18 protein-coding genes are annotated in these 18,033 nt (G+C 71.6%); 9 read left to right on the top strand and 9 right to left on the bottom strand.

Features of this window, described 5'->3' with window-relative positions:
• Positions 1-86: 86 nt before the first annotated feature.
• Together FLX08_RS18935 and FLX08_RS18930 are read right to left on the bottom strand one after the other, a co-directional pair.
• Positions 87-671: a DNA-3-methyladenine glycosylase I gene (locus FLX08_RS18935; protein ID WP_142620204.1), complete on the bottom strand. Its 585-nt coding sequence runs from the start codon at positions 669-671 to the stop codon at positions 87-89.
• Positions 665-1,087, bottom strand: a complete 423-nt coding sequence (locus tag FLX08_RS18930; RefSeq protein ID WP_142620203.1) for a hypothetical protein — start codon at positions 1,085-1,087, stop codon at positions 665-667. Before FLX08_RS18930 ends, FLX08_RS18935 begins: the two co-directional genes overlap by 7 nt.
• Positions 1,088-1,130: 43 nt before the next feature.
• Between FLX08_RS18930 and FLX08_RS18925 the strand changes: the two genes are divergently transcribed.
• The gene (locus FLX08_RS18925; protein ID WP_142620202.1) at positions 1,131-1,403 is read left to right on the top strand and encodes a hypothetical protein; all 273 of its coding nucleotides are present in this window, start codon (positions 1,131-1,133) and stop codon (positions 1,401-1,403) included.
• A gap of 9 nt (positions 1,404-1,412) precedes the next feature.
• Here the strand turns inward: FLX08_RS18925 and FLX08_RS18920 are convergent, their stop codons facing one another.
• From FLX08_RS18920 to fdxA, 7 genes are all read right to left on the bottom strand, one after another.
• Positions 1,413-1,991: an LOG family protein gene (locus FLX08_RS18920; RefSeq protein ID WP_142620201.1), complete on the bottom strand. Its 579-nt coding sequence runs from the start codon at positions 1,989-1,991 to the stop codon at positions 1,413-1,415.
• A gap of 9 nt (positions 1,992-2,000) precedes the next feature.
• Positions 2,001-2,747 (bottom strand): LOG family protein, encoded by a 747-nt coding sequence (locus FLX08_RS18915; protein WP_142620200.1) that lies wholly within the window; start codon positions 2,745-2,747, stop codon positions 2,001-2,003.
• A 293-nt stretch (positions 2,748-3,040) separates the two neighbouring features.
• Positions 3,041-4,096, bottom strand: coding sequence for a succinyl-diaminopimelate desuccinylase (gene dapE / locus FLX08_RS18910; RefSeq protein ID WP_142620199.1), 1,056 nt, complete (start codon positions 4,094-4,096; stop codon positions 3,041-3,043).
• Between the two features lie 36 nt (positions 4,097-4,132).
• Positions 4,133-4,906 (bottom strand): hypothetical protein, encoded by a 774-nt coding sequence (locus FLX08_RS18905; RefSeq protein ID WP_142620198.1) that lies wholly within the window; start codon positions 4,904-4,906, stop codon positions 4,133-4,135.
• Positions 4,907-4,954: 48 nt separating this feature from the next.
• Positions 4,955-5,602: a DUF4178 domain-containing protein gene (locus FLX08_RS18900; RefSeq protein ID WP_142620197.1), complete on the bottom strand. Its 648-nt coding sequence runs from the start codon at positions 5,600-5,602 to the stop codon at positions 4,955-4,957.
• Positions 5,603-5,613: 11 nt separating this feature from the next.
• Entirely contained in the window at positions 5,614-6,693 is a 1,080-nt protein-coding gene (dapC, locus tag FLX08_RS18895) for a succinyldiaminopimelate transaminase (protein ID WP_142620196.1), read from the bottom strand.
• 71 nt (positions 6,694-6,764) lie between these two features.
• Positions 6,765-7,091, bottom strand: a complete 327-nt coding sequence (gene fdxA / locus FLX08_RS18890; protein WP_142620195.1) for a ferredoxin — start codon at positions 7,089-7,091, stop codon at positions 6,765-6,767.
• Positions 7,092-7,188: 97 nt separating this feature from the next.
• On the opposite strand from fdxA, the gene FLX08_RS18885 reads away from it, so the two are divergent.
• The 8 genes from FLX08_RS18885 to FLX08_RS18850 form a co-directional block, all read left to right on the top strand.
• Complete coding sequence (locus FLX08_RS18885) at positions 7,189-7,419, top strand: putative acetyltransferase (protein WP_142620194.1); 231 nt, start codon at positions 7,189-7,191, stop codon at positions 7,417-7,419.
• A gap of 86 nt (positions 7,420-7,505) precedes the next feature.
• Positions 7,506-8,603: an ABC transporter substrate-binding protein gene (locus FLX08_RS18880; RefSeq protein WP_244312741.1), complete on the top strand. Its 1,098-nt coding sequence runs from the start codon at positions 7,506-7,508 to the stop codon at positions 8,601-8,603.
• Positions 8,604-8,739: 136 nt separating this feature from the next.
• Positions 8,740-9,516, top strand: coding sequence for a class I SAM-dependent methyltransferase (locus FLX08_RS18875; RefSeq protein ID WP_142620192.1), 777 nt, complete (start codon positions 8,740-8,742; stop codon positions 9,514-9,516).
• A 47-nt stretch (positions 9,517-9,563) separates the two neighbouring features.
• Positions 9,564-11,210: a hypothetical protein gene (locus FLX08_RS18870; RefSeq protein ID WP_142620191.1), complete on the top strand. Its 1,647-nt coding sequence runs from the start codon at positions 9,564-9,566 to the stop codon at positions 11,208-11,210.
• 3 nt (positions 11,211-11,213) lie between these two features.
• The gene (locus FLX08_RS18865; protein ID WP_142620190.1) at positions 11,214-13,274 is read left to right on the top strand and encodes a UvrD-helicase domain-containing protein; all 2,061 of its coding nucleotides are present in this window, start codon (positions 11,214-11,216) and stop codon (positions 13,272-13,274) included.
• A gap of 55 nt (positions 13,275-13,329) precedes the next feature.
• Positions 13,330-15,195 carry a sigma factor-like helix-turn-helix DNA-binding protein gene (locus tag FLX08_RS18860; RefSeq protein ID WP_142620189.1) on the top strand — a complete coding sequence of 622 codons (1,866 nt, stop codon included), beginning with the start codon at positions 13,330-13,332 and terminating at the stop codon, positions 15,193-15,195.
• Positions 15,196-15,349: 154 nt separating this feature from the next.
• Positions 15,350-16,507, top strand: a complete 1,158-nt coding sequence (locus FLX08_RS18855; RefSeq protein ID WP_142620188.1) for a cysteine--tRNA ligase — start codon at positions 15,350-15,352, stop codon at positions 16,505-16,507.
• Between the two features lie 605 nt (positions 16,508-17,112).
• Positions 17,113-18,033: 13E12 repeat family protein (locus tag FLX08_RS18850; protein WP_142620187.1), on the top strand; the 921-nt coding region annotated here is incomplete at its 3' end.

The following is an 18,033-nucleotide window of genomic DNA, read 5'->3' as shown; positions in this document are numbered from 1 at the left end:
GCCTCGAAGCAATCAGGCACAGCGAAGGCCGATAGGCGCTACGAAGCAATCAAACACGGCGCAGGCCGATAGGCGCTACGAAGCAATCAGACACAGCGCAGGGCGGTGACGGCCTCGCGGACGTGGCAGTCGGCGACGTGGTCATTGACCAGGCCGATGGCCTGCATCAGGGCGTACGCCGTGGTGGGGCCGACGAAGCGGAAGCCGTGCTTCTTGAGGTCCTTGGCCAGCGCCGTGGATCCGGGGGTGCGGGCGGGGACGTCGGCGAGGGTGGCGGGGACCCTGCCGGGCTCCTCGGCGTACTTCCACACCAGCGCCGACAGCCCGCCCGGCACCTCAAGCGCGGCGCGGGCGTTGGCCACGGCCGCCTCGATCTTGGCGCGGTTGCGCACGATGCCCGCGTCGGCGAGCAGGCGCTCCATGTCGTCCTCGCCGAAGGCCGCCACCGCCGGGATCGAGAACCCGGCGAACGCCTTGCGGAAGTTGTCGCGCTTGCGCAGGATCGTCAGCCACGACAGGCCGGACTGGAACGCCTCCAGGGTGATCCGCTCGAAGACAAGGTCGTCCCCGTGGACGGGGCGGCCCCACTCCTCGTCGTGGTAGGCGACGTAGTCGGGTGTCGTGCCGGCCCATCCGCAGCGGACCAGCCCGTCGTCGTGCGCTGTCACCATGCCTCTTCCGCGTCGACGCGCTCGGCCCGGACGTCGATGTCTTCGGGCTGCCGCGTCTCGGGTTGCTTCGTCTCGGGCCGTGTCGTCTCGGGTTGCTTCGTCTCCTCGCGGGCCCGCGGCCGTGCGTACGATAACTCGGCTACGCGCTGCTCCAGCACCGCGATGCGGGTGTCGCGCTCCCCGAGGGCGACCGAGACGCGGTGCAGCGTCTCGTCCACCGCCTGGGTGCTGTAGCCCACGAGACCGATCGGGAGCCGGAGCGCGATCAGATCGGCGGGAGTCACCTGGCCGGCCACGGGCAGTTCGAGAGGCGGCACGTCCGGGGGGAACTCCGCCATCTCCCCGCCGTGTCCCAGCGAGACCATGACCACGCAGGCGATCACGGCGAGTCCGGCGATGACGAGTACGACCAGCACATACGAATCGTGCCACAACTCTTTTGCGTGCGAGCATGGAAGCATGACGCGCGTGATCGGGCCCGACGACGAGATCGAGCCCGCCTGGGTGGAGGCCGCCTCGCTGCCGGAGGTGTCCGCGCTGGCCCGGGCGGGGCACACCGTCGTGGTGACGCTCCCCGCCGACGAGACCGAGGCCGTCGCGGCCGCCGCCGCGTATGCCTGGGCGGGCGCGAGCGTCTTCCGTACGTCCCACGACGTACGGCAGGCCCTCGACATGACCGATGCCCTGCTGGGCCGCCGGCCCCCCGCCCTGACCCGCCGCGGCCTGGCCTGAGAGGCGCTCCTAGCTTTCGCCGAGCTCCTCGCCCGTGGGGCTGAGGTGGAGGGCGGGCCGCTCCAGCAGGTCGAGCGCCTCCTCCACCGTGGTCGCCCAGGAAATCGCGTCGAACACGTTCGGCCGGGTGAAGCCCTGCTCGTACATGCCGTCGACCAGGTCGCGCAGCGGGCCGTAGAGGCCCCACGGGTCGAGGACGACCAGTGGCCGCTCGTGCATGCCGAGCACCCGGGAGGTCCAGATCTCGAACAGCTCCTCCAGGGTGCCGATGCCGCCCGGGAGCACGAGGAACGCGTCGGATCTGGCGTCCATGATCCCCTTGCGCTCGCGCATGTCGGCGGTGACGATCAGCTCGCCGGAGTCGGTGTCGGCGATCTCGATGTCGACGAGGGCCTGGGGGATCACACCGACCGTGTGGCCGCCGCCCTCGCGGACGGCCCGGGCGACCTCGCCCATGCAGGAGACGATGGCGCCCCCGCTCACGAGACCGTGGCCGCGGCGGGCCAGTTCGGCGCCCACCTCCCGGGCGAGGTCGAGGTATTTGCGATCGATCTTCTGGCTGGACGAGCAGTACACGCAGACGAACACGTCGCAACCCTACTGACTGGAGGCGCGCCGGTCCGCCTCCACGATGATGCGCACGGCCTCGTCGGGGTCGTCGGTGACCGAGACCAGCTCCACGTCCTGCGGCGAGATCTTGCCCGTGGCCACCAGCGAGTCGCGGATCCAGTCGATCAGCGGCGACCAGAACGAGACGCCCATCATGATCACCGGGAACGAGGTGACCTTCCGCGTCTGCACCAGGGTCAGCGCCTCGAACAGCTCGTCGAGCGTGCCGAACCCGCCGGGCAGGGCCACGAACCCGCTGGCGTACTTGACGAACATCGTCTTGCGCACGAAGAAGTAGCGGAACTCGATGCCGAGGTCCACGTAGTCGTTCAGGCGCTGCTCGTGCGGCAGCTCGATGCCGAGACCGACCGAGATGCCGCCGGCTTCGAGCGCCCCCTTGTTCGCCGCCTCCATGACCCCGGGACCGCCACCGGTGATCACCGCGTAGCCCGCCTTGGCGAGCGCGGCGCCGACCTTCACACCGAGTTCGTAGTCGGGACTGTCGGGACCGGTGCGGGCCGAGCCGAAGACGGTCACCGCCGGGGGAAGCTCGGCGAGGGCGCCGAAGCCCTCGACGAACTCCGCCTGGATGCGCAGCACCCGCCAGGGGTCCTCGTGCAGCCAGCCGATCGGGCCGCGGCGGTCGAGCAGGCGCTGGTCGTGGGTCGATTCGGGGACGAGTCCGCCGCGGACCAGCGACGGACCCTGGCGGCGTTCGGGACGGATGTGGTTCATGACGGTCACGCTAACGGTCGGGATCGGGCATCGGATCGGGCATCGGATCGGGCATGGGATCGAGCACGGGATCGGGCATGGGATCTCGCATGGTGCGAGACGCACGGACTGCCCCGGCGCCTCGCGCTCCAAACACACCGGAAGAATCTTGAAAGAGATCCTCGGAAGGATGGAACCGGTCGTCGCCGAGGCCCCGTCTAAGAAACGAGGGTGCTGCTCGGGACGAAAGTGGCTTTCCCCGCCAAATGGCCGGCGAGGAAAGCCACTTTCTTCTATCTGCGGCTTTCCACGGCCTACTCGGCCAGCCAGGCCGTCATGCGGCGCTCGCTCTCGGCGATCTTGGCGAGGCTCACGTTCTCTCCCGCCGTGTGCGCGATGTCGGGGTTGCCGGGGCCGCAGTTGACGGCGGGCATCCCGAGGGCGGAGAAGCGCGCGACGTCGGTCCAGCCGAGCTTGGCCCGGGGCGTGCCGCCGATCGCGGCGGCGAACGCCGCGGCGACGGGGTGGGTCAGCCCCGGCCGCGCCCCCGGCGCTCCGTCGGTGAGCCGCACCTCGAAGCCGTCGAAGACCTCCTCGACGTGGGCGAACGCCTCCTCCAGGGTGCGGTCGGGGGCGAAGCGGTAGTTCACGGTGACCACGCACTCGTCCGGGATGACGTTGCCGGCCACCCCGCCACGTAGGCCCACCGCGTTGAGGCCTTCGCGGAACTGCAAGCCGTCCACCACCGGCTGCCGCGCCTCGTATCGGCGGAGGATGTCCAGAACCGGCGCGACGTCGTGGATGGCGTTGACGCCCTCCCACGACCGGGCGCTGTGCGCGCGCACGCCCTTCACGCTGATCTCGGCGCGCAGCGTGCCCTGGCAGCCGCCCTCGATCAGCCCGTCGGTCGGCTCCATCACGACCGCGAAGTCACCCGTGATCCACTCGGGATGGGTGCGGGTGAGCCGCAGCAGGCCGCTCCGCTCGGCCTCGACCTCCTCGCAGTCGTAGAAGACGAAGGTCAGGTCGCGGTTCGGCTCGGCCAGCAGGCAGAGCTTGAGCTGGACGGCCACGCCGCTCTTCATGTCGGACGTCCCGCAGCCGTACAGCACGCCGTCTTCGACCCTGCTGGGCAGGTTGCCGGCCACCGGCACCGTGTCGATGTGCCCGGCGATCACCACGCGCTCGGCCCGGCCGAGATCGGTCCGCGCCACCACCGCGTCGCCGTCCCGCAGCACGGTCAGGTGGGGCAGCGGAGCGAGCGCCTCCTCGATGGCGCCGGCCAGCGCCTTCTCCCCGCCGCTCACCGATTCGATGTCCACCAGTCGCGCCGTCAGCGCGCCCACGTCCTGGGAAAGGTCAAGCCGCATGTCACCCGACCTTAGTTGACCTGCCGGCCGGCCCGGTCACGCCACCTGCACGGTGGCGACGGGCTTGGTGGCCTTGCGCCAGCCGTCGTGACCGCTCGCGGCCGTCCAGGTGACGCCCTCGTAGCGCACCTGGCGGAGGCCGTACTTCTGGGCGTGGGTGACGTACCACGCGGCGATCAGCCAGCCGCGCTTGGTCGAGGAGTCCGTGCCGAGGGCGCGCACGAGCTGCTTGCGCGCGGCCACGGCCTGCGGGGTGACCGGCTTGTCGGACGGCGGATACCAGCAGTGCACGGCCTGGGGCACGCGCCCGATGAACGCCGCCGACAGGATCTTGGCGTTGTACTCGTGGTCGGCGTAGGCCGAGCCGTCGGCGGAGCGCTGCACGGCCTGGGCCGCCTCGTGCAGCGGCAGGGTCGTGTAGTGCCGCACCTTCTCCAGGGCGGCGAAGAACTTCCGCGCGGCGTAGACCGGGTCCTGCAGCTGCTCGGGCGTCCCCCAGCCCATCGAGGGCCGCTGCTGGAAGACGCCCACCGAGTCGCGGTCGCCGTACGGCAGGTTGGCCAGCTTGGACTCCTGGATCGCCGTGACGTAGGCGATCTGGAGGGCGCGCTCGGGCAGCTTGCGCCGCACCGCGACGGCGGCGATGGTCGCGGCCACCTGGGCCTGCTCGATGTCGAGGTCGAGCGTGCCGTCAGGGGTCGTGACCATGCAGTGTTCGCCGAGAGCGAACGGCTCGGTCCGCTTCAGCAGGTGATAGGCGCCGTAGAAGATGGCAGCGCCCAGCAGGGCGACGATGACCACGACGGTCACGACAGGTTTGGTAAGGCGCCGTTCCACAAGCAGAACCTACCCGGATGATCAGGGAAGCCGATCCACGCGAATCGATCCAGGGGTCAGCGGCCTGGCATAGGACGCCTCCCACTGGCCGCCCTGCACACGCTGGAAGGACAGCAGGCGGCCGTCGCCCGTCCGGTAGTCGGCGAAGTCGAGCAGGCCGCGCTCGGGCAGCCCGGTGTTCCCCTCGGACCGGAAGGCGGCCGTGCCGCGCTCGACGGGATAGAACTCCAGGCCGTCGACGATGAGCATGTGCCTGGCCGGCACCATTCCCTGGGTCGGCACGTCGGTCCATAACAGGACCTCCAGGTGGAGGGACTCGCCCTCCGTGCCCGGCCGTTCCTCGACCGACAGCCAGTTGTAGCGCCGGGCGCCCTCGTCCAGCAGATACTCCGTCCACTTCTCGCCCTGCATCGTGCAGTGCAGGGCGCCGGCCGCCCGATAACGGGCGGCCTCCACATAGACGGTGTCGCCCACCCTGATCGTGCGAGGATCGAAGAAGTCGGGTTCGGCCACGGGGTCGTGCGCCTGCGCCGCTCCCGGATCGGCGGGCGGCGTACGCACCGGCTCGCGCGTGCGTGCCCGCCGGCTCGCGGCGACCGCGCCCACGACCGCGCCCAGCACGACGACGACCGTGGCGAGGCCAAGCACGATCACGATCGCTGTCGTCATGGCGCGCGATCCTACTGGAGGCGGCTCACCGCCGCATCGACGCGCTCGTCGGTGGCGGTGATGGCGATGCGGACGTGCTCGCGCCCGGCGTCGCCGTAGAACTCGCCCGGCGCGACGAGGATGCCGAGCTCGGCCAGCGCGCGCACCTGGTCCCAGCAGCCGGTGCCGTTGGTGGCCCACAGGTAGAGCCCGGCCGTCGAGTGCTCGATCCGCCAGCCGGCCCGCTCCAGCGCGGGCCGCAGCACCGCCCTGCGCCGGGCGTACCGCTCCCGCTGCTCGTCGGCGTGCGCGTCGTCGTCGAGCACGGCCGCCGTCGCGGCCTGGACGGGTGCGGGCATCATCATGCCGGCGTGCTTGCGCACCTCCAGCAGCCGCCGTACGAGCCGGGGGTCGCCGGCGACGAAGCCCGCGCGGTATCCGGCGAAGTTCGACCGCTTCGACAGGGAGTGGACCGCGAGCAGGTTCTCGTGGGAGCCCTCGCACACGTCCGGGTGGAGGACGGAGACAGGCTGCTCCTCCCAGCCCAGCTCGATGTAGCACTCGTCGGACGCGACGATCGCGCCGCGCTCGCGCGCCCATGCGACGACCTTGCGCAGGTGCTCGGCGGGCAGGACGCGTCCGGTGGGGTTGGACGGCGAGTTCACCCAGACCAGGGGCACCCGCTCGGGGCCCAGCGCGAGGAGCCCGTCGGTCGCGTAGGGCTCGGCCCCGGCCAGCCTCGCGCCCACGTCGTACGTGGGATAGGCGAGCTCGGGGAGGACCACGCGCTCGCCGGGCCGCACGCCGAGCAGCGTCGGCAGCCAGGCCACCAGTTCCTTGGAGCCGATGGTCGGCAGCACATCAGCGGGATCGATCGTGACGCCGTGCCGCCGCCGCAGCCAGCCCGCGGCCGCCTCACGCAGCCGCGGCGTGCCGTACGTCAGGGGATAGCCGGGGCTGTCGGCGGCGGCGGCGAGCGCCTCACGGGCGACCGGGGGAACCGGGTCGACGGGCGTGCCGACCGACAGGTCGACGATCCCGCCGGGATGCGCCCGCGCCAGGTCCTGATAGGGCACGAGCCGATCCCATGGGAAGTCCGGCAACGCAAGCAAAGAGAATCCCCCAGTCGTCACGGTCCGCGCCGGTCAGGCGCCGGTCGGGCGCCGTGCCGGTCGCTCGTCGATCAGTGGTCCTCGCCCTGCGGCGGGAGCGCCGCGACGAGCGGGTGGTCCTTGTGGATCTTGCCGACCTTCGAGGCGCCGCCGGGCGAGCCCAGCTCCTCGAAGAACTCGACGTTGGCCTTGTAGAAGTCCTTCCACTGCTCGGGAAGGTCGTCTTCGTAGAAAATCGCCTCTACGGGGCACACCGGCTCGCACGCACCGCAGTCCACGCACTCGTCGGGGTGGATGTAGAGCATGCGTTCGCCCTCGTAGATGCAATCGACGGGGCACTCCTCGATGCACGCCTTGTCCAGGACGTCCACGCAAGGCTGCGCGATGACGTACGTCACCTCGGGCTCCTTCTGGGTTGCACGGCTCGACCGCGGGTTGCTAGCCCTAGTATTGCGGTGCCTGCCGACTAGCCGGAACAGGAGGGGGGCAAACGTCGTGGCCCCTCGGCTCGGAGCCCGTCTCGTGGTCGCCATCAGCCCCGCCGACGTGGGCAAAAGGGTGACGACACGGCGCAGGGTGCCCGGTGGGCACCGGGACGCCGTCGGCGTGTTGGAATCCTGGCGCGACGGTGTGCTCACCGTGCGCAAACGGGACGGAAGCCTCGTGGAGATCGCCGAGGACACCCTGGCCGCGGCCAAGGTCGTGCCGCCGCCGCCCGCCCGGTAATCCCCTGGCCTGCTCTGGGGGCCGAGTCGGTAATGCCCCAGCGTGCCGCCGCGAACGACCGCCTCCGCGCGGGGAGCATACGCGGCGTGACGATACGTGCCTGCGCCGTGACGATCTCCTCGGCTGCCCTCCTCCTGTTCGCGATCTCCGCGTGCTCGAAGCCGACGTCGTCCTCGTCGGACAAGCCGCTGCCTCCTCTGAACCCCCGCGCCGACAGCCTCCAGTCCGGGTTCGGCACGATGGACAGGCTCGTCGACGCGGCCAAGAAGGAGGGCGCGCTCACGGTCGTGGGCCTGCCGGGCGGCTGGGTCGGCTACAAGGAGATCATGGCCCGCTTCTCCGACAAGTACGGCATCAAGGTGACCTCGATCGTGCCGGAGGCGAGCAGCAAGCAGGAGATCGACACCGCGGCCCGGCTGAAGGGGACCAAGCAGGCGCCGGACGTCTTCGACCTCACCCTGGAGGTCGCGGTCGCCAACGCCAAGCTCTTCGCGCCCTACCGGGTGACCGGCTGGGCGGACATCCCCGACGAGGCCAAGGAGCAGCGGGGACGCTGGTTCGCCGCCTACGGCGGATACATGTCGATCGGCTACGACTCGAAGAAGGTCCCCGCCCCCGCGACGTACGGCGCGCTGGTCAGGCCGGGGACGATCGTGGCGCTGCCGGGCGACCCGCGCCGGACGGCCTCGGCGTTCAGCGCCGTGATGGCCACCTCGCTCGGCCACGGGCTGCCGGACGCCGCGCGGGGCGTCGACCTGTTCGCGCGGCTGAAGAAGGGCGGCATGCTCGGCCGGCCCGACCAGGCGTCGGCGGTGGTCGACTGGGACTTCATGAACGCGGCGCGGACCGCCTCCGGCCGTGGCGAGTCGGCCTGGCGGGTGACGATCCCGAAGAACGAGGTGCTCGCCTCCTACTACATGCAGGCGATCAGCGCCGACGCGCCGCACCCGGCCGCCGCCCGGTTGTGGGAGGAGTTCCTGCTGTCCGACGAGGGCCAGAACCTGTTCCTCAAGGCGTACGCGCGGCCCGCCCGGATGGAGGCCATGGAGATGCGCGACGCGCTGGACGGGGACGCCGCCGCCAGGCTGCCGGAGGTGTCCGGCGAGCCGGTGATCCTGAGCATCCCCGAGCAGGACAAGGCCAAGGCGTACGTGGCCGAGCACTGGGCCAAGATGGTCGGCTGAGCCTGCCGGCCGTCTCCCGATCTCGCAGACGCGACGGAAGCCGTAAAGTGTGTCGTTATCCCAGCAGTCTCACAAGTCGGCACGAGATTGCGGCAATCCCGACACAGGGCACCACGTGTCAGAATGCGAGCCGATCTTGAGGTACGAAACCCCCAGTCTCAGCCGGTGGAACGCTCGCGCCTACGACAGCTCCTTCGGCTACGTCTCGGCTCAGGGCGCGCCACTGGTGGAACTGCTCGACCCGCGCCCCGGTGAGCGCGTGCTCGACCTCGGGTGCGGCACCGGCGTGCTCACCGCCGACATCGCCGGGCGCGGCGCCCACGTGCTGGGCATCGACGGCTCCCACTCGATGATCGAGCAGGCCATCGCGCACCATCCCGGACTCGACTTCACGGTGGGCGAGGGTTACGACTTCACGGTCGCCCAGCCGTACGACGCGGTCTTCTCGAACGCCGCGCTCCACTGGATGAGCCGCGACCCCGACGCGGTGATCGACTGCGTGCGGGAGGCGCTGCGGCCTGGCGGCCGGTTCGTCGCCGAGATGGGCGGCGCGGGCAACTGCGCGACCCTGACCTCGGCCGTGCTCACCGCCTGGCGGGAGTACGGCCTGCCCGAGCCCGAGCTGCCCTGGTATTTCCCCAGCCCCGCCGAGTATGCCCTCCGGCTGGAGAAGGGCGGGTTCACCGTCCGGCTGCTGGAGTATTTCGACCGCCCCACCCCGCTCGACGAGTGCCCGAACGGCGCGGCCGACTGGGTCAGGATGTTCGCCGGCTCGCTGCTCGAGCGGGTCCCCCCGGCGGCCGTGGAGCCGCTGCTGCGCCGGGTCAACGAGCTGGCCGCCCCCGCGCTCCGCCGGGAGACCGGCTGGATGGCCGACTACGTCCGCCTCCGTTTCGCCGCAGAACGTCACTGACCTCTCCACCACGACGGGGCGGTTTGCCAGACTATGGACTGGTCTTCGTGAGTGATGGGGAACGCATGAACTTCTGCCTGAGTGACCTTGTGCCACCGCTGCGCTGGAGTGACGCTGCCCGCATCACGGCCCTGGCCGACCGGCCCGGCCTGCCGGACGCCTGGTGGCGGACGCTGCCCCTGCACCGGGTGCTCGCCGTCCTGGACGCCGAGGCGCTGGGCGACCTGCTCACCGGGCTCGCGCTCGACCACTGGACGGCGGCGGCCGTCGGCGACGTGCTGCCCGCGCTGCACGTGCTCGACCCCGACGAGGCCGACGACCCCCAGGTCGCGATCGCGCTCGACCGGGCGGGGTCGTGGCACGGCCTGCTCGCGCTGTCCGGCCGGGAGCTGGCCGACCAGCCGTTCGTCAAGGCCCGCCCCGTGCTGACCGCGCTGTTCACCGCCGTGTTCTTACGGATGTCCCCCGAGGAGGCCCCAGTCTTCGAGCCGGTCTTCGAGCCGGTCTTCGATCCTGTCCCAGGACTGATCCCCGAGTTGATCGACGGGCCTGTCTCCGGGCCGGTTGAGGATCCACCGGAAGAGCTGGTCTCGGAGATCCCCGAGTTGATCGATGCGGCGTTCGGCGACCTGGACGACCAGACCTGGATGGTGGCGCAGAACCGGGTCTTCTCCGACGAACCGTCCGACCCCGAGCAGCTCGCCAGGCTGCTGGCCGTCCATCCCGCCGTCATCCACGACCTCGAAGCGGCCCTGCGCGACCGGCTGTCCCGCTGGCTCGCGCTGCCGGAGGCGAAGCCGTACAACGAGCATCTGACCCGGCTCACCGACACCTTCGGCACCGCGATCCCGAAGTACCGGTTCGTCTCGGCGGCCGAGTGGCACGAACGCGAACTGCGCTCGCTGGAGGTGCCCGCCTGGCGGTTCGTGCTCGCCACGCTCCCCGGATATCGCCTCTCCGGCGACTGGCTCGTGGACGGCGACATCGAGGACCTGCGGGAGCGGACGCGGAGTCTGATCGCCTCGGCCGAGCGCCCGCCGACCGTCCCCCGGGCGCTGGAGATGATCGGCTCTCTCGGCATCCGTCCCGACGTCGCCAGGCAGTGGCTGGAGAGCGTGCCGCAGCTGCGCGCCCAGAAGGCGTCCGAAATCGACCCCGACCGGCAGCAGGGCGGGCAGCAGGGCGGGCTCAAGGACGTCGCGCTGACCCGGCGGTGCTTCCGGCAGCCGGACGGCAGGTGGTGGCTCAGACTCGACGTCTCCGCCGACCACATCCAGGGCGCCGAGGTGCCGCTGCCGAGCGGGTTCGCGGCGTACGTCGGTCTCGCGCCGGGCGAGGACCGCACGGTGCGCAGCGCGGCCGGGGAGGTCGGCCTCTCCTGGCACGCGCGGCCGGTCCTGGGCTCCCTCCGGCGGATTCTCGACGAGGTCGCGGCCGAGGAGGGCAGCCACATCTTCCTGACCCTGTCCGAGGAGGGCATGCTGCGCGTACGGCACCTGCCGGCGGCCGACGGCGGCGACGCGACGAGCCGCGCGCTGCGCCTGGTGGGCTACACCGCGCCGAGCGGCACGCCCGAGCAGGCGGCGCGGGTGATCGCCGCGCGCGTCGGCCTCACCGCGCCCGTCGGTCGGCCCGATCTCCTCGCGCGGCTGCGAGAACGCGGGGACCGCGACCTGCTGTCCCTGCTGGGATAGCCGATGCCCCGGCTCGCCATCTCCCCGGAGTTCCTGCGCGGGCTCGGCGCGCTCACCCGGCCGGTCCGCCTGGACGTCGCCGTCGCGATACGCCGGTTCCTGCTGAACGCGTCCGCCGCGCCGCACCCAGAGAAGGTGCGCAACTGCCGTGATCCCCGCGTCGCCACCCTGCGGCTCGCCGACCGCCACCGGGGCGTGGTGGTGCGGCAGGACGACGTCTACTGGCTGCTCACCGTGCTGCCGGACGCCGAGGCGTGGTCGTACGCGCAGCGTTACAGGTTCGGGGTCAACACCGCCATCGGGATCGTCGAGACCTGGGACGCCGAGGCCCTGGAGCGGATCGAGCCGGCCCTGCGCCGCGCGTCGGCGAGCGGCGGCCGGCCGCTGTTCGAGAACTGGTGCGACACCGACCTGCTGAACATCGGGGTCGACGCCCACCTGCTGCCGTTGTTGCGGCTGATGACGTCGGAGTCGCACCTCGCGGCCGTGGAGCCCCTGCTCCCGTACAGCCAGTACGCGCCGCTCGCGGCGCTCGCCCGCGGCGACTCGCTCCCGGCGGCCTGGCGCGAGCTGGACGCCTGCCGTTCCCGCGTCGCCGACGAGATCGACCCCGACGACCTCCTGGCGGCGCTGCGGCGCAGCCCCGACCGGGCCGTGTTCGCCGCCGACGCGGCGGAGCTCGAACGCGTCCTCACGCTGCCCGCCTGGTGCACGTTCCTCTATCCGCCGCAGCACACGTACGCCAACTGGCCGGCGTACGAGCAGCCGGTGCTGATCACCGGGGGCGCCGGCACCGGGAAGACGGTCATCGCGCTGCACCGGGCGGCCCTGCTCGCCCGTGCGGCCACCGGCCCGGTGCTGCTGGTGACGTTCTCCCAGGGCCTCGCGACCGAGCTGTCCGCGCGGCTCGACATGATCATCGACGACGAGGTCGTCCGCAAGCGCGTCGAGGTGGGCAACGTCGACAGGCTCGCGCACCGCATCGTCGCCGAGGCGGAGGGCCGCGCCCCCGCCCTCGTCTCCTCCGACGACCTGGCCGGGCTGTGGCAGGAGGCGGCCGCCGGACGCTTCGGCAGCGCGTTCCTGCTGCGCGAGTGGGAGCAGGTGATCCTCGCGCAGGACCTGCGGACGCTGGAGGAGTATCAGGCCGCCGGCAGGCCCGGCCGCGGCGTCCGGCTCGACCCCGAGGCCAGGGCGCTGGTGTGGGAGGCCGTCCAGCACGTCGTACGGCGCCTGCGCGAGTCCGGCCGGCGGACCCTGCTCCAACTCGCCTCGGAGGCGGCGGGCCTGCTCGGGCGGGCGGTGGGCGACCTGCTCGGCGACGAGGCGCCGGGGCGGGAGCCGTACCGGCACATCGTGGTGGACGAGGCGCAGGACCTGCACCCGGCCCAGTGGCGGCTGCTGCGGGCGGCGGTCCCCGTCGCCCCGAACGACCTGTTCATCGTGGGAGACCCGCACCAGCGCATGTTCGACACGCGGGTGGCGCTGACGGACGTCGGCATTCCCGCCCGCCACTTCCGCCTGCGGATCTCCCACCGGCTGCCCACCGAGATCCTTTCGTGGGGAGTGCGCCTGCGCGGCGGTGGTCCCGCCGACGGCCTGGTCGCGGGCAACGCCGCGATGTACGGCTATCGCGCGCTGGACAACGGCCTGCGCCCGATGGTGCGCGGATACGTGGACGCCGAGGCGGAGATCGCCGGGCTCGTCTCCACCGTGGCCGAATGGCTGGAGGAGGGCGTGCCGACGGCCCAGATCGCGGTGGCCGCGCGTACCCCGGACCTCGTGCGTACCGCGCGCACCGCATTACGCGAAGCGGGCATCACGGTCAAAGTCACCTCTCTTCATGGAATGAAAGGGCTGGAATTCCGTCGCGTGGCCGTGATAGGCGTGGCTGACGGAATCGTGCCGGCGCCGGACGCGCTGACCCCGGCCGACGAGGACCCGACGGCCCGGGCGCACGATCTGCAACGCGAACGGGGGCTGCTCTACGTGGCATGTACGCGGGCGGGGGAAGTCCTCTACGTGTCCTATTCGGGGCGCGCCAGTCCATTCATCCCGGCCTGACGTCCGATCCCCTAGTCTGAACTGCGGATATATTCCCCTTGCCGGTTGGACCTGCATGAACCTCAGCCTTAGCGACATCGTGCCTCCGCTGCGCTGGACCGCGCCCAGCCAGGTAGAGCCGATCGCGAGCGACCCCGGTCTTCCCGACGCGTGGTGGCAGGCGCTCCCCCTCGACCGGGCCTGCGCGGCGGTGGGAACCGGCCAGGTCGCCTCCCGGCTCGCCGACCTCACCACCGCGTGCTGGGCGCACCTGGTCCTCGGCGACATCCTCCCGCTGCTCAGGTTCACGCACCCCGAGGAGAGCCTCCAGACGCCCGGCCCCCGGGAGAGCGTCCACGACCTGTACGTCGACGTGATCGACAAGCTGCTCGCCACGGAGCCCGCGGGCGAACCGGCCGGGGCGGCCGTTCCGCCCGCCCTCCCCGAGCGGCCGATGCCCGAGATCATCGACGAGATCTTCGCCCGGCTGGACGACCGTCAGCGGGCCATCGCCCGCGACCGGCTCTACTTCGACGCCTCACAGCACCCCGGTCAGGGCCAGCGGGCCACGCTGGACGAGCTGGCCCAGCGCTTCTCGGTCACCCGCGAGCGCATCCGGCAGATCGAGCGCGACCTGCGCGACCACGTGGGCGAGTGGCTCAACGGCCCGTCCGCCGCGCCGCTGAACGCCCACCTGGCCTGGCTGCGCACCCGGCTGGGCTCGGCCGTGCCCGCCGACGACCTCGCCGCCGCCGTGCCGTGGCACCGCACCGAGCTGATCACGCTCGCGATTCCCGCCTGGCGGTTCGTCCGTACGCTCCTGACCGGCTATGAGCAGGTGGACGGCTGGATGATCGCGGGCGGCGCCGACGAGCTCAGGGAGAAGACCCGGCAGCTGTTCGCCGACGGCCCCCGGCCCCTGGAGGAGGCGGTCGCCCTCGTCGCCCAGCTCGGCATCCGGGAGGACGTCGCCGAGCGCTGGCTGGCGTCGGTGCCGCAGCTTCGCGTCATGGACGGCCACGTCGTCCTCTGGCCGCGCAGCATGGGCGACAAGGCGGAGGCCGTGCTGGCGGTCGCCCACGCCCCGCTCACCCCCGAGGACATCCAGTCGCGCATCGGCGAGGACTACAGCCTCGTCGGCATCCGCAACCAGCTCGCCTCCGACGAACGGTTCATCCGGCTCGACCGCAGCAAGTACGGCCTGCGGCGCTGGGGCGGCGAGGAATACCTCGGCATCCGGGAGATGATCATCCGGGAGATCGAGCGCGCGGGCGGCGAGGCCTCCGTGAGCACGGTCGTCGACAATCTGACCTCCCGCTACGACGTGAGCGAGAGCTCCATCAGGGCGTACGCCGGAGGGCCCGGGTTCGAGCGCACCCAGCGCGGCTACATCAGGGTGGCCGTCCCCGACCAGGCCGATGCCTACCAGCCGCGCCGGGACGTGTCGATGACCCGCCGCTGCTTCCGCAGCAGGGACGGCCGCTGGTGGCACCGCGTCGACGTGAACGCCGAGCACCTGCGCGGCTCGGGCTCCCCGCTGCCGACCGGCTTCGCCGCGCACCTCGGCATGGCGCCCGGGGGGCAGCTCACCGCCTCCACCGCGTCGGGCGAGGTGGTGATCAGCTGGCACAACCAGCCGACCATCGGCTCGATCAGGAACGTTCTCGCCGAATACAACGCGTCCGAGGGCGACCACGTCTTCCTCACCGTCTCCGACGGCGGCGAGCTGCTCACGCGCTTCCTGCCCGCGGCGGTGGCCGGGCTGCCCGCGATCAACCATGCGCTGCACCTGATCGGCTACACCGCTCCGGTGGCGTCGGAGGCCGAGGGCCTGCGGCTCATCGGCGCCCGCATCGGCCTGCCCGAGGGAGCCGGTCGTGAGGAGGTCCTCGACCGCCTGCGCGAACGCGGCGACCGCGACATCCTGACCTTCCTCCCCTGATTCCGGCTTGGGTGTAATCAGGGGCGGGTGATCGGGGCCGGGTGATCAGGGGCCGGGGCTGTTCAGGGGCCGGGGCTGTTCAGAGGGCGGGGCTATTCAGAGGCCGCGGCTGTTCAGGGGCGGGGATGTCGGTGGCAGCACGTAGGCTCGGAGCATGTTGCGGCTCCACGACACCCTGACCCGGCAGGTCGTGCCTGTCGCCCCGGCCGGTTCGCGGATCCTGCGGATGTACACCTGCACCGCGCACGAGCCCGCCGGCCTCGCCGACCTGCGCCCCGCCCTGCTCGCCGACCTCGTCCGCCGCGTCGCCGAACGCGCCGGGTTACGTGTGCTCGCCTGCCGCAGCGTCTCCGACCTCGCCCGCCGGAACGGCGGTCGCGGTGTCAACGGCGACGGCGACGGTGCTGGTGATCGTGATGGTGATGGCGCGTCCTTCGACGCCGACGCGCTCGCGCTCAACATGCGCGCTCCCGAGCACTCCCCCAGGACCAGCGAGACCATGGGCCTGGTGATCGAGCTCATCGGGCGGCTCATCGAGCGCGGGCACGCGTACGCCACCCCGGAGGGGGCCGTGTTCTTCGACGCGACGTCCTTCCCCACGTACGGCGAGATCTCCGGCAAGCCGGGCTCGGCGCCCGATTGGCCCCTCTGGGAGCCGGTGCCGGAACCGCCGCGGGGTTCGACCGGCGACGACGCCAGACCGGTCTGGAACGGGCCCTGGGGCCGCGGGCTCCCCGGCCACGACCTGGAATGCTCGGCCACGCCCCTGCGGTTCCTCGGGCCCCGCTTCGACCTGTACGTCGGCCGCGCCGACCTGTGTTTCCCCCACCACGAAAGGGCACGGGCCCAGTCGAACGCCGCCACAGGCCAGGAGGCCGCCGTCCACTGGGCGCACTCCGGACACCTGCTGTTCGAGGGTCGCCCGGCCGGCACCGGCCACGTCGTGCCGCTGTCCGGCGTCGTCGCCGCCGGTCTCGATCCCCTCGCCGTACGGCTGGCCCTGCTGGAGCACCACTACCGGCGGCCGGTCGACCTCACCTGGGACGCCCTGCGCGCCGCCGACCAGGAACTGCGGCGACTCCGGCGTCGGGTGGCCGAATGGGCGGAGTCACCGAGCCGCCCGATCGACGGCGTCCATGCCGAGCGCGTCCAGCGGGCATTGGACGACGACCTCGACACTCCTGCGGCGCTACGCCTGCTGCGCGACCTGGAGGCCGACGAGTCGGTCGAGCCGGGGTCCAAGTTCGAGACCTTCCTCCATTTCGACCACGTGCTCGCCCTCGACCTGCCCGCCGACATCGGCCGCACCTGACGGGCGTTTTCTTTTGCGAACGGGCTCCGTCCCGCCGTCGCCGCCCCCGCGTCCGCCACAGCCGGCGTTTCCCCGCGCGAACGCGCCCGTTCCGCCGTCGCTGCCCCGGTGTCCGCCACAGCCGGCGTTTCCCCGCGCGAACGCGCCCCGCGCCGCCATGTCTCGGCTCCCTCGCCGCGTACGTCGCCGGCATCAGGATCCGCGCCGGTGATCCCATGCGGGACGTGACCGCCGACCGCGCCGTCCAACTCGACCGCGCCCTGCACGCCGTCGAGCGCGCCATCGCCGCCTTCTGAGCAGCCCTGTTGCCGTTATTGAGCCTTCGCCACTTTCGGAGCAGCGCTGTCGCCGTTTCCCAGGCAGCCCGCCGCCGTTTCCCGGGCAGCCCCGTCGCCGTTTCCGAACTTTCGGCGTTTGTTGGGGTAGTGCCTTCCGCGCTCTCTGAGCGGCTCCTTTGCTGCCTTCCGGGCAGCCCCTTCGGCGGCCGGTACGCCCTTTTTTTCGGCCTGGCCTGCGGCTCCAACCCTTCGCTCCGCACAGTTGCCACTCGCTCACGGGCCGTGAGAGAATGCATACATCAGTTCGAATCAAGTGAGGAGGGTGTGATGGATCTGTTCGACATCGATCCTGAGCACCTTCATCGTTCGAACAATCCTGACGACGGTTGGTGGGGCCGTCTGATCGCCAATTCCCCACTGTGGTCGTCCGACGGCTCATCCGCCCGCGAGCCCTTCCCGATCATCGGCTTCGAGCCCCGGCATCCTGCGGATACCCCCGGCGCCACAAGCCCAGCCAGCCCGCACATGGGTACCGACGGCGCGGATGCCACGCCTGGGACTGCCGCCGGCGCGGATGCCACGCCTGGGACTGCCGTCGGCGCGAAGGCCGCTGGCGCGGACGGCGCTGGCGCGGATGCCGCCCGTGGAAGTGCTGATGGTGTGGGCGCTGATCACGCTAATGGTGCGGACGCTGCTGGCGCGGATGGCTCTGGCTCGGGTGCCGCCCGTGGTGATGCCGCTGACGCGGATGGCCGCCGCCGTGCTCGGCCGTCGTGGGTGGTGGTGGGGTCTATTCGTGAGGTGGCGCAGGAGCTGGCGCTGGTCCCGCTTCCCGACGATGTGGACATGTGCCTTGCTGAGGCGGAGGAGTTGCTGTTCGCCCAGGATCGGATCACCTGCGCCCTGGCCGACCGGGTAGGCCGGGTCCATCGAGCGGGTCAGGCCAAGCAGCATGGGCATGCCTCCACCCGCTCCTGGCTGCGTACCGCCGCCGGGATGACGGTGGGGGGTGCGGGCCGCCTGCTGATGCTGGGCGCGGAGCTGCCGCGGCTACCGGTGGTGCGGGAGAAGTTCGCCGTGGGTGAGTTGGCGGCGGGGGTGGTGGAGGCCATCTGCGCCGCTGTCGCCGGGTTGACCGATGAGCAGGCCGCACTGGCGGAGCCGATCCTGGTGGAGCTGGCGGGCAAAGCGGGGGCGGCGGAGGTGGCCAAAGCCGGCCGCCATTTGCGGGCGGTGCTCGACCCCGAC

Source organism: Microbispora hainanensis (assembly GCF_006874475.1).
GTDB lineage: Bacteria > Actinomycetota > Actinomycetes > Streptosporangiales > Streptosporangiaceae > Microbispora > Microbispora hainanensis.
Note: the sequence above shows the minus strand (reverse complement) of the source record. Positions and strands in the feature narration are given on the sequence as shown.